General features: G+C 58.2%; 12 protein-coding genes and 2 pseudogenes. 11 read left to right on the top strand and 3 right to left on the bottom strand.

Annotated elements, in window-relative coordinates; all coding sequences use genetic code 11:
* Positions 1-88: 88 nt before the first annotated feature.
* Positions 89-1,096: a hypothetical protein gene (locus EOA24_RS03285; RefSeq protein WP_126080659.1), complete on the bottom strand. Its 1,008-nt coding sequence runs from the start codon at positions 1,094-1,096 to the stop codon at positions 89-91.
* A 252-nt stretch (positions 1,097-1,348) separates the two neighbouring features.
* Between EOA24_RS03285 and EOA24_RS03280 the strand changes: the two genes are divergently transcribed.
* Positions 1,349-1,822, top strand: a complete 474-nt coding sequence (locus tag EOA24_RS03280; protein WP_126080660.1) for a hypothetical protein — start codon at positions 1,349-1,351, stop codon at positions 1,820-1,822.
* A 402-nt stretch (positions 1,823-2,224) separates the two neighbouring features.
* On the opposite strand, the pseudogene EOA24_RS42795 reads toward EOA24_RS03280, so the two are convergent.
* A pseudogene (locus EOA24_RS42795) lies at positions 2,225-2,345 on the bottom strand (IS256 family transposase); the annotation flags it as partial.
* Positions 2,346-2,724: 379 nt separating this feature from the next.
* Here EOA24_RS42795 and EOA24_RS03275 point away from each other — a divergent pair.
* The 7 genes and pseudogenes from EOA24_RS03275 (at position 2,725) to EOA24_RS03245 (ending at position 11,496) form a co-directional block, all read left to right on the top strand.
* The gene (locus EOA24_RS03275; protein ID WP_245467327.1) at positions 2,725-4,389 is read left to right on the top strand and encodes an ABC transporter substrate-binding protein; all 1,665 of its coding nucleotides are present in this window, start codon (positions 2,725-2,727) and stop codon (positions 4,387-4,389) included.
* Between the two features lies 1 nt (position 4,390).
* A complete protein-coding gene (locus EOA24_RS03270) occupies positions 4,391-5,389 on the top strand; it encodes an ABC transporter permease (protein ID WP_281013029.1) in 999 nt (332 codons plus the stop codon).
* On the top strand, positions 5,386-6,318 hold the full coding sequence (locus tag EOA24_RS03265; protein WP_126080661.1) for an ABC transporter permease: 933 nt from the start codon (positions 5,386-5,388) through the stop codon (positions 6,316-6,318). The genes EOA24_RS03270 and EOA24_RS03265 overlap by 4 nt, the downstream gene beginning before the upstream one ends.
* Positions 6,315-7,322: an ABC transporter ATP-binding protein gene (locus tag EOA24_RS03260; RefSeq protein WP_127409587.1), complete on the top strand. Its 1,008-nt coding sequence runs from the start codon at positions 6,315-6,317 to the stop codon at positions 7,320-7,322. The genes EOA24_RS03265 and EOA24_RS03260 overlap by 4 nt, the downstream gene beginning before the upstream one ends.
* Complete coding sequence (locus EOA24_RS03255) at positions 7,315-8,376, top strand: ABC transporter ATP-binding protein (RefSeq protein ID WP_126080663.1); 1,062 nt, start codon at positions 7,315-7,317, stop codon at positions 8,374-8,376. Before EOA24_RS03260 ends, EOA24_RS03255 begins: the two co-directional genes overlap by 8 nt.
* A gap of 187 nt (positions 8,377-8,563) precedes the next feature.
* The gene (locus EOA24_RS03250; RefSeq protein WP_126080664.1) at positions 8,564-10,660 is read left to right on the top strand and encodes a S9 family peptidase; all 2,097 of its coding nucleotides are present in this window, start codon (positions 8,564-8,566) and stop codon (positions 10,658-10,660) included.
* Positions 10,661-10,759: 99 nt separating this feature from the next.
* Positions 10,760-11,496: pseudogene (locus EOA24_RS03245) on the top strand (IS5 family transposase).
* 102 nt (positions 11,497-11,598) lie between these two features.
* Here EOA24_RS03245 and alr read toward each other — a convergent pair.
* Entirely contained in the window at positions 11,599-12,768 is a 1,170-nt protein-coding gene (alr, locus tag EOA24_RS03240) for an alanine racemase (RefSeq protein ID WP_126080665.1), read from the bottom strand.
* A 377-nt stretch (positions 12,769-13,145) separates the two neighbouring features.
* Between alr and EOA24_RS03235 the strand changes: the two genes are divergently transcribed.
* The 3 genes from EOA24_RS03235 to EOA24_RS03225 all read left to right on the top strand — a co-directional run.
* Positions 13,146-13,562, top strand: coding sequence for a GNAT family N-acetyltransferase (locus tag EOA24_RS03235; RefSeq protein WP_126080666.1), 417 nt, complete (start codon positions 13,146-13,148; stop codon positions 13,560-13,562).
* A gap of 223 nt (positions 13,563-13,785) precedes the next feature.
* Positions 13,786-15,039: a methylaspartate ammonia-lyase gene (locus EOA24_RS03230; RefSeq protein ID WP_126080667.1), complete on the top strand. Its 1,254-nt coding sequence runs from the start codon at positions 13,786-13,788 to the stop codon at positions 15,037-15,039.
* 15 nt (positions 15,040-15,054) lie between these two features.
* Positions 15,055-15,252 (top strand): CoA transferase (locus tag EOA24_RS03225; RefSeq protein WP_189353846.1); only part of this gene is annotated, 198 nt, incomplete at its 3' end.

The raw sequence follows: 15,252 nt of genomic DNA, 5'->3' as shown, positions 1-15,252 counted from the left end.
ACTCGGCGCAGCACCGAAATCGGTTGGCGACGTCTCGGCTGCCACGCTGATGGGGCACCGAGTGGGCGCCGACTCGACGCGTGACCGGCTACGGGATGCCGATCCCGAAATACCGCTTGTGGGCCACATCAAGGATGCGATTGATCAAGCTCGAATAGCTGTGCCCAGCGGCGATTGCGGCTAGGACATATTCGGATTGCATACTGAGCCCAGGCATCGTGTTGATCTCCAGCACAAAGGGTTGGCCGGAGCGGTCGATCCGGACGTCGAGGCGTGCATAGTCCCGGCACTCGCAGGCACGGAAGGTTGCAATCGAAATATCCCGCAGCAAAGTCGCAAGACTGCTCCCGACTCGCGCCGGGCAAATCGTCGACGCCTGCTCGGCAGGCAGGTACTTCGCTTCCCAAGTCAAAAGGCCAATTTCGCGTTCGCCGAAGTCGATCTCTGCGAAGGGCAACACCTCGGGTTTTCCGTTTCCCAGCAGCGCGACATGGATTTCCCGCCCATCGATGTATTCTTCCACTAGCGCATCCTGCCCATATTGCCCAATGATCATTTCGACGGCTTGCGCCAGCTGAGAGGGCTCATGCACGAGTTGCAAACCGAAGCTGTTGTCTTCACGGCGCGGCTTCACCACAAGTGGGAATCGCAAATCGCCGGTGCTGTCGGTGCCGCAGCGCATGATGCGAAAGTTCGGCGTCGGCACGCCGCAACTGCGCATGAGCGTCTTGCTGATAACTTTGTCGTCCGTCAGTCCATGCCCGAGTGGGCTCGATCCGGTGTATGGAACGCCGGCCATCTCAAGCATGCCCGGAACGTGCGTGAAACGGTAATCTCCTTGAATCCCCTCCGCCAGGTTGAAAACAAATCCTGAAGGGCGGGCTTGCGGATCGGGTGGCATGAAGCGCTCGAGCGTATTGAGCAGTCCTTTGTCGCCTTCACACAAAAGCGTTTCATGGCCGCCATCTTGCAGTGCCGCCACCGCCCTTTCGACTGTCTCGCCGGGCGGCCAAGGCTGCGGGGGCTGTGGATAAGGCTGACCGAATCGGTTGATCACGCCTGTAAAATCACGATTCCGGACGACGGCTACTCGCATGACGTACTCCTTGATGGTTCGGTTCTGCACTTCATTCGCTCGGATTTGTTTTCTCGAGGGAACAGCCCGCTTTATCCGCGCTCGCCTTCACGGAGTCCTATGCAATCCGCGTGCCACCAAGAGACGGTGCGAATAAAGGGGCAAGCGCTATGTGTCTCGCGGCGCGCCCGCGCGGGACACTTGTGCCTATGCCGCCGCTTGACTTCTGCCGAGGGACCCAGCCCGAGCCAGGCGGCGAAATCGCGACCGCACTTGAAGGGTTCCATCGGTGGCGAAAATGCCAAGGGCAGCAATAGGGCCGACACCGGGCATGGTTTGCAAGCGCCGAGATGTTGCAGCTTGCTTGGACAGCATGTCGATCGTCTTCTTCAATGCCGCGAAACGGCTGCTCAACTGTTTGATTTGGTCAAGAGCGCTGCAGATGTCGCGGACCAGATCCGGCAGGTCTGCACTCTCGTCCTCGACGATCTCTGCCAGACGTGGCAGGTGGCCGATGCCTTGCGGAACAACATAACCGAACTCCTAGAGGTGCGCGCGCAACGCATTCACCCATTCGGTTCTCTGATTCACGAACTGCTCTCTGGTGCGAAACACGATAGCCCGGGACTGCTACTCCTTGGTCTTCGGTTCGACAAAGCGCGTTGTCGGTCGTTGCGCTGCTTCGACGATCGCCTCCGCTTCGGCGACGTCGTTCTTCTGCCGCTTGACGGACGGTTTGGGACATAGGCCGGGACAATCAGTCTTGGCTCATGGCCAAGCCGAGCCATCTGACAGGTCTGTAGTGGGAGCTGCCGCACGCTTCCATTGCCACGACACATGCCGGTTGACTCGCCATGAACTTGCAAAACTGCAGGCGCGACAGCTTCTTGCGGAATACAACCGATCCATCAGCTGCCGCCCCCTGCAGCTGAATGCCGTTCTTTCCCAGATCGACCCCAATGATAGTAACTTTTCCATCGATGCCTGCCTCTCCTTTGCGTGGCGCTAACACCACCAACTTGGCACATTGCGATGCCGTCGGAGAAGGCTGGCATCCACCCCATCAGTAAAATGGGACAGCCATGGTGCTGGTCGCGCGGCTTGGCGCAGAGCATGTTTCTTGTGCTCACGCAGATCGTCCATGTTGATCTAGCGGTTGGCGCCATCCGTTTTCGTTGGTTTCGACAGCCAATGTCCTGACGGGGGCGGCATCTCTATGTTTTGGAAAGATGAGCACGACACAGGTGCGCCGGCGGATTTCCTCGTTGAGGCCGCCCTCGTCCATCTCGGCCTCGAGCACCTCCTGCATCCGCACGGATCACTTCGTGCGGACCTGCGGGGCTGGAAGCAGAATGTCTTTGGCGGCAGCGCTGGTCGATTACCGGGGAATCAACAGGTGCGATTTTCAGAGCTGCACCGTCGACAGAAAGCGTCCATCTGGGCGGGGAGAGTCGTTAGCCATCTACTTATTAGATGGCGATTATATCGAGTCTCTATTTGCCAATTCAGCAGCTGTCGAAGAAATCTAACTTAAGACTATAAAGGGGAACCGCCACACCAATTACCTTGTGCACGCGCTGGCCATCAGTTCCAAATGGGCGCGACGAGGTGCGGGAATGCGGCGTGGCGAGGCTTAAAGGAGGACCAGAATGATGTGGTCTATGAATCGCCGTGCGGTCGTCAAAGCAATGCTGGTGGGATCGGTTGCCCCGTGGGTCATTAACTCAAGGGCGTTCGCTTCGTCTTGTAGCGACCATATTGTGCGTGTCGGCTCGATGGGTGCTCCCGATTCCATGAATCCATTCGCCACCTGGAGTTCGTTCTGGCCGCTTGTCTTGTCCTACGATTCGCTGGTCGGCGTTGACGCCCAGCGACACCCTGACCGGAGGGGGTTTGCGAAGGCGTGGGCCGTTGCTGATGACGGGCTCACTTGGACAATCAAGGTATGGCCCGGCATGAAGTGGTCGGACGGCCAACCCGCCACCGCCAGAGACGCCGCGTTCACCTATAATTATCTGCTTGGCTCCGTGGGCAAGCCAGACGAGCTGAATATTGGCCAAAACAGCACAGACGGCATGGAACAAGTCGCATCCGTTACGGCCATTGATGACGAAACTCTGCGGATCGTGACCAAGGCTCCTACGCGCTGGCCAATTGACAACTTCGTTCTAATGGTCCCTGAGCACGTTTGGAAGGACATCGGCTACGCGGATGCGCGCAGCACTTTTCGCAACGACCCGCCGCTGGTGGGAACTGGGCCTATGATCGTTGCGGAGTTTCAGCAAGGCCAATTTGTGCGCCTTACGCCAAACGCGTATTTTCGCACTGAGCAGCCGAAGACGGCCGGGATGATTATCCACTTCTTCACCACGCAGGATCCAATTGCCCAGGGTCTGAAGAGTGGGAGCTTCGATTGTGGGGGCGTGACAACCGCACAGTGGGCTGCCTTCTCGAAGGAGAGCGATATCGGGGTCTATGAATCTCGCGTGGAGCAGCGGGACTATCTGGCATTTAATACGGCCTCCGGGAAGGGGGCGGGCAGCACCAAGGCCCTGCAGGATCCAGCGTTTCGCGACGCGATCGGCTATGCGATCGATCAGAAAGCGATCGTGGATCGCGCCTACCGCGGGCACGCAGACCCTGGTGTCGGAATTGTGATGCCGGTAGCCGCCGACTATTACTCAGACCTAAGCGACATCAGGCGCCGCTTCGATCTAGCCGAGGCGGGTCGTCGGCTAGACGCGGCCGGATATCGGGACACGAACGGCGATGGTGTCCGGGAGGACAAGGAGGGAAAGAGCTTACAGCTTGAGCTAATCACAGGAAAGGCTTCGGGTGTGAGCGAGATTCCGATTGCAGCCGTGCAGCTTGTTGCGGGCTGGCTGGGACAAATTGGCATTCCCGTGTCGGTGACCCAGCTCGATTCCGGTGCGCTCACAGCCCGCACGACAGCGCCGACGGACGGCGGCGGAAGCTGGGATCTGCTAATCGCCAGCAACTGGCTGTCTTCCTCGCCTCACGACCTGCTCGTCTTGGGCAGTAGCAAGTCCATCGGCCTCACTAACAGATCGTACTGGACAAATGAGAAGTTCGACGCGCTCCTGACTGAGGTCGACCGTACCGTCGACCTGAAGAGGAGCCAGGAGCTGGTCGATCAGGCAGCGCGCCTCATCTATGCTGAGGCGCCGTATATCATTCTGAGTCACCCCTTAACGCTCGGTGCCTATCGTAAGGACTGCTTCCAGGGCTGGGGACCGGAGGACGCGATATCGGATTGGAGCTATTTCCCGTTCGATCGGTTGAGGCCGATCTAACGTGGCTGGCAACGCACAGGAAGGGCGAACAAGCCGCATTGGGAATGTCCTGATCAGGGCGGCCATAACTCTTTCGATGGTGGCCACACTGAACTTCGTCCTGTTCAGGGTCATTCCCGGTGACCCTGCAGCGCTTCTGCTTGGCGGTGCTCGGATGAGCGTGTCCGCTGAACGGATCGAGGCGCAGCGCCAGAACTGGGGACTCGACCGGCCGCTTTTCCCGGACCAGATACTTGACTACCTGTCGGCAACTCTACATGGCGATCTCGGCTACAGCTTCAAGTTCAGGGGTAGACTTGTCTCTGACCTTATTTGGGAGCGCTTGCCGGCCACCATCGCCCTGGTTGGCTTGGCCCAATTAATCGCCATGCTATGCGGTGTCATGCTTGGGCTCTATGCGGGTTGGCGCAGAGGAGGAGCTGTCGACCGTATCGCCATGGGAGCATCTCTAGCGCTCTATTCTACGCCGTCTTTCTGGCTTGCTATGGTACTAGTAGTCATTTTTAGCACGGCATTGGGGTGGTTTCCGGGTTATGGCATCTATTCACCCGGCGCTAGCATAGGTTCAACTGATAAGATCCTAGACTACTTGCGACATCTCGCACTTCCGGTCGCCGCGGTAGCCCTTGGGCTGATCGGGCAATACGTTGTGGTCGCGCGTGCAGCGATGAGTGACGTCGTTACTGAGGACTACATGGTGACCGCACGCGCCAAGGGACTTACCAACGGTCAGATGCTGATGCGCCATGCATTTCGTAACGCAATGCTGCCGCTCGTGACCTTGATTACTCTCAATCTTGGCTACGTGGTCGCTGGTGCGATCACCGTCGAAGCCGTCTTCGCCTGGCCGGGAATTGGTGGTCTCACGGTCGAAGCGCTCAACGCGCGGGACTACCCAGTTCTTCAAGGGATATTCCTGTTGCTTGGTGTATCGATCGTTGTCGCGAACCTCCTAGCCGATCTTGCCTACGGCATTCTTGATCCGCGAATCCGGCAATGAGTGAAAGTATCGTGCGATATTCCTCGCGTAGCCGGGCGAGAGCGATCAAGAGCTTTCTATCCAATCTTCTTGGTCACGCCGGGGCTCAGCTCGGCCTGTTGTGTCTGGTGTTTTTCCTTGTCCTCTCTGCTGTGCCCAATATCCTCGTAGGTCCACTTGAGACCGTAGCCACCGCAACTGGTGATTTCCTCGTTCCACCATCAAGCCAGCATCTGCTGGGGACCGATGAGGTGGGGCGTGACGTGCTCAATCTGGTCGTCCATGGTGCCCGGATATCGCTCACGATCGCGCTGCTGGCGACCGTCATCAGCCTCGTCGTCGGCACTACGGTTGGTATCATTGCTGGCTACTACGGTGGCAGAGTTGACGTCTGGCTGATGCGGCTGACGGATTTCTTTTTCGTCATGCCGTCCTTCGTCCTTGCGCTGGTCATCACACCCGTGGTGCTCGAAGTAATGGGGCGGGGCAGAGAAATCCTCGGCTTCCGTCCTTCCCTCTTCGTGATCCTTGTCGTCATCGGCATAACAAGCTGGGCGTTTGTCGCCCGTATCGTTCGCAGTCAGACACTATCGCTTAAGGAGCGAACATTCATTGATCGCGCACGAGTTGTGGGCAGCAGCAATTTGAGCATCATGGTGCGGCATATCCTCCCCAATCTCGTTCCGCAAATCGCAGCGAATGGTGCGCTGGTCGTCGCTGGCGCAATCTATGTCGAGACGTCGCTCTCGTTCCTCGGGCTTGGCGACCCATTGCAGCCTTCATGGGGCACTTTGCTTTCGCTCGCTCAGCGCGCCGGTGCGGCCAGTACCGGAGCTTGGTGGTACCTCGGCGCCCCCGGGCTGTGCGCCCTCGCGGTTTCCCTTAGCTTCGTCCTGGTCGGCAATGCCCTCGACGACACGTTCAATCCACGGCAGAGGGTGATCCCATGACAAACCTCTCCCAAGACAAGGCATCGCTTTTGGAAGTCGACGGGCTTTCTGTTGAGTATCGGCTCAAGGGCGTTTCATTGCGAGCGATCGACCGCGTGAGCTTCGCGCTCCAGGCTGGAGAGGCCGTTGGCCTCGTCGGTGAATCGGGCAGTGGCAAGACTACCACCGCCATGGCGATCGCTGGTCTACTATCGCCCAATGCACGGGTCAGCGGCGGCCAAGTGCGCTATCGTGGTAACCTGCTGTCGATCGACAATGATGCGGCGATGCGGCCACATCGCTGGACCGAGACGTCCGTCGTTTTCCAGGGCGCGATGAATGCGCTCAATCCCGTTCACCGCATTATCAAGCAAATCGCCGAGCCATGCATCCTGAAGCTCGGCATGTCGCGTGCCGAGGCGACCGCGCGGGCACGGGAGGTTCTAGAACTCGTCGGCATTCCGACGGATCGCGGCACTGCCTATCCCCACGAGTTGTCGGGCGGTATGCGTCAAAGAGTGATGATTGCCATGGCGCTCGCATGTCGCCCCTCGATCATCATCGGTGACGAGCCGACCACGGCGCTCGACGTCATCACACAGGCTCAGATCCTCAAGCTGTTGGGGAAGTTGCGATCGCAGCTTAACCTAGCGCTCATTTTAATCACCCACGACCTGTCTGTCGTCGCTGAGTCGTGTGATCGCGTGATGATCATGTACGCCGGCCGGATAGTCGAGGATGGAACCGTCACGGAGATCTTCGCTAAGCCCAAACATCCCTACACTCGCCTGCTGATCGAATCGATCCCCAACCCGGCGAGCGGCATACGGATAATTCGCCCTATCCCCGGTGATCCTCCCAACTTAATGAATCGACCGTCAGGCTGCGCCTTCCATCCACGTTGCCCGTCAGCAACGGGGGTCTGCACGACCGAAGTTCCCAGCCTCGAAAAGTTCGGGTGGGGACGCGTCGCCTGTCACCTTCACCGTTCCTCGCAAGAAGGCAGGGTTGCAGTTCATGCCTGACACCTCCGACATCCTGAGTCTCGAGAGCCTGAAGGTCCATTTTCCTATCCAGGGCGGACTGTTCGACCGGGTCCTGGGGCGATCTGCCGGGGCGGTGCGTGCGGCGGATGGAGTCGACCTCAACATTGGACGAGGTGAAATCGTCGCCCTGGTTGGAGAATCCGGAAGCGGCAAGACGACAGTGGGCCGCGTCATCACCAAGCTAGCCCAGCCCACAGGAGGCAGGTTGCTGTTTGAGGGCCGCGATATGACGTCTGCAAAGGGCTTCTCGGCTCTGCGTCCCTACCGGCGACGCGTGCAAATGATCTTTCAGGATGCTTATCAGGCGCTCAACCCGCGACACACCGTGTTCGACAGTGTGGCAGAGCCGTTGCGCTCCCTGCGGCTGGTCAAGAACCATGCTCAACTCACAGAAAGGGTCAGCGAAGCGCTTTCGGCGGCCGGGCTCAATCCTCCCGGTGATTTCTTCGCCCGCTTCCCACACGAACTCTCCGGCGGCCAGCGCCAGCGCGTCGTGATTGCCGGAGCGCTTGCCGTGAAGCCGGAGCTCATCGTTGCCGACGAGCCCGTGTCGATGCTCGATGTATCGATACGCGCACAAATTCTTCAGGTCCTGGTTGACCTGCGCGCCAAGCACAACATGGCGCTACTGTTCATCACCCACGACCTGCCGCTCGCCTGGCTGATCGCCGACCGGATTGCAGTCTTATATCTTGGGAGATTGGTCGAGATCGGCAGCGCCGATGACATCACATTCAACCCCCGGCATCCCTATACGGTCGCGTTGCGCAACGCCACGCCGCAGATTCGCAGCGACGCAAGTCGCTTCGAGCTGCCGGCGTTGCAAGGAGAGGTTCCAAGCGCCGCACGCGTGCCGAAGGGCTGTCGTTTCCATCCTCGCTGCCCGCTTGCTTTCGACCGGTGCAAGGAGGAGGAGCCGCCGGCCATCGAAGTCGGGCCGCAGCATATGTCCGCATGCTGGCTGCCGACGTCAGGTGCGAAAGCAGAATTGTCGACACCCAACCTGAAAAGTGCCGACCATGGTTCCGTCTGACAGTAAGTAATAATAGGGCACTCGAAGCGCTATTCTGCCAGAACGGAATTAACGGATGTTGGTAATAACGCACCGTGGCTCGTTAAACGGTTTACACTATATCGCCTAGGAGCAACATTGATGCACAAACTGTCTGCTCGCGGACTGCCGCGCCAATTCCTTGCTCTTTTTTCCTGAGGGCCTTGTGATGGTAGACAAGCACCTGCAGCCACCGCTTCCTCGTTCCGAGGCACGGATCCGGGTCCTTCATGGCGACGTCACGATAGACTCGTATGGCTGGCTCAGGGACTGGGAGAATCCCGACGTCCGCGCGTATCTTGAAGCCGAGAACAGCTACGCGCAGCAAGCGACAGCCCACCTGGAAGGGCTCAAGGCGGAACTTATCGCCGAGATCGAAGGGCGTCACACCTGCGAGGGCGCCCCACCAACCTTCCAGGTTGGGCCTTTCGAGTACTTCGAAAGACACGGGCGGGGCCTGTCTCATCCTGCGTGGTGGCGCCGGCCGGTGACCGGAGGCTCGGCCGAGCTTGTTCTCGACCCGAACGCGATCCCGGGGGCCGAGATCTTCTATTCGCTCGGTGTCTTCGAGCCGAGTGACGACGGGCGTTACGTGGCGTTCAGCTTCGATGTCATCGGGGACGAGAACTTCGAGCTTAGGGTGCGGGACATAGAGACCGGCCATGACGTCTGGACGGGCTCGAGGCGGGCTGGGATGGTTACTTGGACCGCGGACGGCAACACGCTCTTTTTCACGCGGGAGCGGGCGGACCGGCGGCGGCAACGCCATGAGCTTATACGCCTGGACGTCAACGATTCGCACTCTGAGGTAGTGTTCGAGGAGGCGGACGAGCGACTGAACTTGCGGATTTGGCGCTCTGATAGCGGCGCCTGGCTGCTTTTGGACGTTATGGACAACGCCGGGGCGGTGGAGGTGTGGTGCCTTCCTGCCGACCAGCCGGGCGTTGGGTGGCGCCGGATTGTGGCGCGTGATCTTGGCCACCATGTCTTTGCCGAGCACTGGGGCGACAGGTTCTTGTTTCGGGTAAACGACGCTGGACCCTACTGGCGGCTCGTGTGTGCGCCGATAGGTGACCCGTCACCATCGTGCTGGGAGGAGGTCATCCCGCATCGAGCGGGCGTGACGCTTGAGGAGGTCCACGTGCTCGACCAGCACCTGGTTGTCCTGGAACGAGAGGGCCTTCGTCCTCGCCTCGTCTCGCATAACCGAAGCGGGGGGGTCGCCGCCACGATCGTTCCCGACGAGCCGAGCTGCACTCTTAAGGTCGGCTTGTCTGCAGGGGGTAGCTATTCGGTCGCACGGCATCCGTTCCGAAGCTCGAAGTTGGTCTACTCGGTTAGCTCATTCGTGACGCCCGACACGTTTGTAGAGCATGATCTCGCCGACGACCGATCGGCAGTCCTGTACCAGGCCCGCGTTCCCGGATATGACCCGGCTCAATACGTGGCGACGGTCGTCATGGCGCAGGCGGAAGACGGGGTGGATATACCAATTTCGCTCGTCGCGCGGCGCGATCGAACCACCCCAGGGCCGGTGTTATTGAATGTCTACGGCTGTTATGGAAAACCGAGATGGCCCTCGTTTTTCACTTGGCCCTCATCCATGACCAAACGTTTGAGCCTGCTCGATCGCGGAGTTGCTTTCGGCATCGTGCACGTACGGGGAGGCGGGGAGCTTGGACGTCCGTGGCACGAGGCGGCTACCCGCGATCGAAAACGTATCACCCACACAGATCTGATCGTCGCTGTCGAGGCGCTTGTTAGGCAGGGGGTCGCCACCGGCGACGGCATCGTCATTGAGGGAGCGAGCGCTGGCGGGGGTACCGTGCTTGCCACGGCCGACTTGCGGCCCGACTTGTTCCGCGCCGTACTCGCCGAGGTTCCGCTCGCCGACATCATAGATACCGAGCTGGACTTCACGATGCCGTACGCGCTGCCGGAAATAGCGGAGTACGGCGATCCCCACATAGCCGACGAATATCGGCACCTGCGCAGCTACGATCCTTACTACAACCTCAGTGCCGATCGCCCGCGCCCGCCAACTTACGTCGACGCCGCGCTCGACGACAGCCAGGTGCTCTACTACCAGCCTGCTCGGTACGTTGCCCAGCGACGTTCCTTTACGGCCGGTCGAGACCCAGGTCTTGTTTTCCACATGCGTATGGTCGGTGGCCACGGCGGCGCTTCACATGGGCCTAGTGTAGCCGAAGAAGCAGCACTTCGTATGGCTTGGATTCTAGACCAGGTCCGATGCTCGGGCAATTAGGCATTTCTATGTTACAATCGGAATCAAAGCTAGGGTCAGGACCCATAATCTATTGAGTTGATATCTGTTTGGTGATTCAGGGTGGCAGGAGGTGCTGCCTTGAGTGATTTGCTGATGTTGACGCCGGAGCAGATGCGCCGGATCGAGTCCTATTTTCCTTTGTCGCATGGTGTTCCGCGTGTGGATGACCGCCGGGTGCTGAGCGGCATCCTGTTCGTGATCCGAAATGGCCTTCGCTGGCGAGACGTCCCTTCCGACTACGGTCCGCACAAGACCATCTACAACCGCTTCATCCGCTGGAGTCGGCTGGGTGTGTTCAACCGCATCCTAGCGGAACTGGCCGCGCAGGGCGGCAAAACGGACAATCTGATGATCGATGCCACCCATCTCAAAGCGCATCGCACTGCCGCCAGCCTCCTTAAAAAACTCTATCCCGATGTATCGGACGCAGCCGAGGCGGACTGACCACCAAGGGACGTCCGCGGCTGCTGCATCTGAGCGAAGGGCAGACCAATGATCACAAGACTGCTGCGGCCGTGATCGAGGATTTGCCCGCCGCCAACGCCCTGCTGGCCGATCGGGCCTACAGTTCAGCGGCCTTCCGCCAGGCGCTCGTCGAGCGCGGTATCACGCCATGCATCCCACCCCATGCCAAGCATCGTGTTCAGCACAGCTACGATCCTGTCCTATACCGGCAACGTCACAGGATCGAGAACATGTTCGCACGCCTCAAAGACTGGCGACGCATCCACACCAGATACGACCGATGTGCTCACACCTTCCTGTCGGCTATCGCCTTCGCTGCAGCCTTCATCTTCTGGATCAATGAGTCCTGACCTAGCTACATGTTTGATCCGGGGCTTTGATGGGGCATCCTTATCTTTCGAATCAAAGGATGCCCTATGGACCAAGTTCTCCATGGGAGCGCCATAACGAAATCAAAGGCGTGCCTTGCCATCATTCATCTCGCTGCTGCCATCAAAGTCTAACGCCTTATTCCTAGGGGTCGTAGGTAACAAGGAAGAATTCAGATACCGTCTTGTGCAACCAGCACCTAGGCGGGTTAAGACTTCGTGTGGGCTGAGGCCCACAGCTTCTGCAAGGTCATCTAAGGTAAAATCATTTCCCAGTAATTCCACAAAGTTACCTGGCCCACAAAGCGCTTCTGGAACATCTGTTATATCAATTGTCATGTTCTCCATGCATATTGTTCCGATTAGAGGGGCCGAATAACCTGCGAACCGAGCTGATATCTTGTTCGCGCAGGCCCATGGAAGGCCATGTGTGTAGCCGATCCCGACGGTCGCTACGCGGGTAGCTCGACCCGTACGAAATGTCGCACCGTAGCCAACAGCCTCCCGCCTAGCGACATTGCGCACGTCGAGTATTTTCGCTCGGAGCCTTGCAACCGCTTGCAGCGGATTTGGTCGAATGCCAGCATCGTTGAGCCCGTACAGGGCTGAGCCCACCCGTACCATGTCGAAATGATAGGATTTACCTAGCCAGATACCGGCGGACGCTGCGAGACTGCCGCAGGTGGGCTTAATCAGATCGTAGATCGCCCGGAAGCGGTTCCGTTGCAACACATTAGTTGGGTCCGCAACGGTTTCGCTGCACGCTAGATGGCTGAGTACGACCGAAGGGGGATACATGTCGAACGTACCAGAAAAATACGCGCGACGCACGTCCGCAATGGCGAGCCCAAAGCGGGAAAATCCCGTTTCCACGTTAAGAAAATATGTCTTCGTTCCTGTTGCAATAACGGCTTCCAATTCGGCGCAATTGTTCACAACCGGTATGAGGTTATTGGATTGGTAGAATCTACCAAATTTCGCGAAATCATCGCAAAAAACCGCGATTGCCTCGTCTACATGGGACGATCTTAGAAGCAGCGCTTCCTCAAGATTGCCGACGAAGAGCAGATCGCAGCCGACATGAATAAGCGCCCTTGCAATCTCTACAACACCAAGTCCATAGGCGTCGCTCTTGACGACAGCGGCGACCCTTACGCCTAACCCAACGAGGGCCGTGATGGCCCGGAAGTTCGCCTGAATAGCCCCAAGATTGATTTCAAATATAGCATTTCTGGGGCGAACTAACGGCAACATCTTTTGCTCTCCAACAGTCCCGTTTTTTATAAACCTCGCCGCCCCGCGATGCAGCCTACTATCCTAGGTAGGCGCGCGAGCTGAGATTGCCGTTTAAAAAGGGGCGCCGTCGAAGCACGGATTAGACACTGGTTAAAGCGGACTGAGACGCAAGCAGTCGCTTCGGCAGGGCACTTGCACGCAGATGACAAAGCATAGTCGTTCAACTGACTAGTAAGCTGTGTTCTGGATAGGGCAGTTGCTGCGCAGCTCTTCGTGCCAAAATCCGCCACAAGCTACTGCTGGTTTCACGCAGTCAGGGCGAAAATCTCGGCACCGGCTGCGAATACAAGGTATTGCGTAAGCTTAGATCAATCAATTTTTGTTAAGGGGTTGGCATGAGCGAACAATCTGAGATCCTTTACGTTAGTGAGCCGAACCTTGACCCGGCCGAATTCTGCCGCGTGTTGGCCGAATCCGGCTTCGGGGCGACCCATGGCGAGCTTCGGCTGCATGCGATGCTCCGCCAAGCCGACTTGGTGCTGACGGCCCGGCTCCATCGGCCGGGGCGGAAGCTGGTCGGAGTACTTCGATGCGTTACTGACTTTTCCTGGATCTGCTACGTCTCCGAGCTTGCCGTATCGGCGTCGGCGCAAGGCCTCGGCATCGGCAAGGGCCTCCTGTATGAAGCCCGCCGGCAACTCGGGCCTGCTGTGGCCATAGCTTTGATCTCTACACCCAACTCTGTCGGCTTCTATGAAGGGATTGGATTGACGCGCATTTCAGACGCATTCTGGTTAATGCGCGAATGCTAACCCAAATGAGGTGAGTACGACGTTGCAATGTCCACCTATACAATAATTCGACGTTCGTCGAATGCTTGCCGGAATACGGGGTGCATGTGTCTGACGCCGGCCATCTGAAAACGCGATGGGACCGTCCGGGACATTATGTTGGCGAACTCAAGATCAAGTGGTGCATAGTCGGCGCAGCAAATCCAACTGCCATCAACGATGTCCGAAAATCGAGCGAAGTGAAATGCAGATCAAAGACGTCCTCCTTGCGCCTGGCAATGGCGCTTTTTTCTATGACGATCAGGGTGCCATCAGGGCCGGCGCGCCCCAGGACGGTTTCGTCTATAGCGGCGAGGCGACAGCGATTGGGTTCACGTCCATCCGCGTTCCGGCATCTTCGCTCAGCATCGGGCTTGCTCTCACCGACGGGGCCGTGGTTTGGGGTGACATGATGAGCGTTCAATATTCTGGTGCTGGAGGACGAGATCCTTTGTTTGAGAGTGCTCAAATCTCGGAGTTAACCTCGCGTATAGTCGTGCCCCGGCTTCTCAATGTCGACGTATCTCGTTATCTCGATGCCTGTGCAAAGGTTTTTGAGCCTCTCCAGCACCAGCGGTTACCTCTCGCGATTGAGTATGGCGTTAGCCAGGCGCTCCTTCGCGCCTCGGCCCATCTTCAAAGTACCACGATGGCGGAAGTCGTTTGCAGTGAATTTAACCTGCCGCTGCCAATTCGCAGGGTTCCGATCTACTGCCAAAGCGGCGATGCTCGCGAAATCAACGTCGACAAAATGATCTTGAAAGCGGTAGATATACTTCCCCACGGCCTGATCAACTCACGGCAGAAATTCGGCGTCGAGGGCCAGGCCTTCATGGAGTTCGTGAAGTGGGTTGCGGCGCGGACGCGCGAAATTGGCCGCCCGGGGTATCATCCGGTGCTGCATTTCGATGTGTATGGCTGGATCGGCCAGGAAATCAGCCTGGAGCCGCAACTCATCGCCGACTTTATCTGCAGGGTCGCCGACGCTGTTCCGGGTTTCACCCTCAATGTCGAGTCCCCGGCGGATTTTGGTTCGACGCAAGCTCAAATTGAGAACTACGCCAAGATCGTATCAATTTTGGACAACCGGGGTTCCACCGCTCGCATTGTCGTGGACGAAAGGTGCAACACGCTCGAGGATATTCGGCTCTTTGCCGAAGCGAAGGCCGCGCATCTCATTCAAATCAAGACGCCTGATGTCGGCTCATTGGCTGACACGGCACGTGCAGTGCTCCTGTGTAAGGAGAACAAGGTAGGCGCGTACGTTGGAGGAAGCTGTACCGAGACAGATCTCTCTGCCCAGGCTTCCGTCCACATATCGATGGCGACCCAGGCAGACATGATGCTTGCGAAGCCTGGAATGGGAGTCGACGAGGCATTCTCGATCGTGGGCAATGAACAGAATCGGTTGCTTGCGATGCTGAATCGTCGTCGGGCTCAAAACGAAAATGTTGGATGAAGAGCGCGGTGTTGCATGCAGAACTCTCTTGAGGGGATCACTGTCGTAGCTGTGGAGCAGGCCGTTGCTGCACCGTATGCATCGTCTCGTCTTGCCGATGCAGGCGCCCGGGTGATCAAGGTTGAGAGGCCTGAGGGAGACTTTGCCCGGAAATACGATAAGTTGGTGCGGGGGCAAAGCGCCTATTTCGTTTGGCTCAACCGGGGTAAGGAG

The organism is Mesorhizobium sp. M2A.F.Ca.ET.039.01.1.1 (assembly GCF_003998035.1).
In the GTDB taxonomy this organism is placed as follows: Bacteria; Pseudomonadota; Alphaproteobacteria; order Rhizobiales; family Rhizobiaceae; genus Mesorhizobium.
This window is presented reverse-complemented; position numbering and strand designations above follow the sequence as displayed.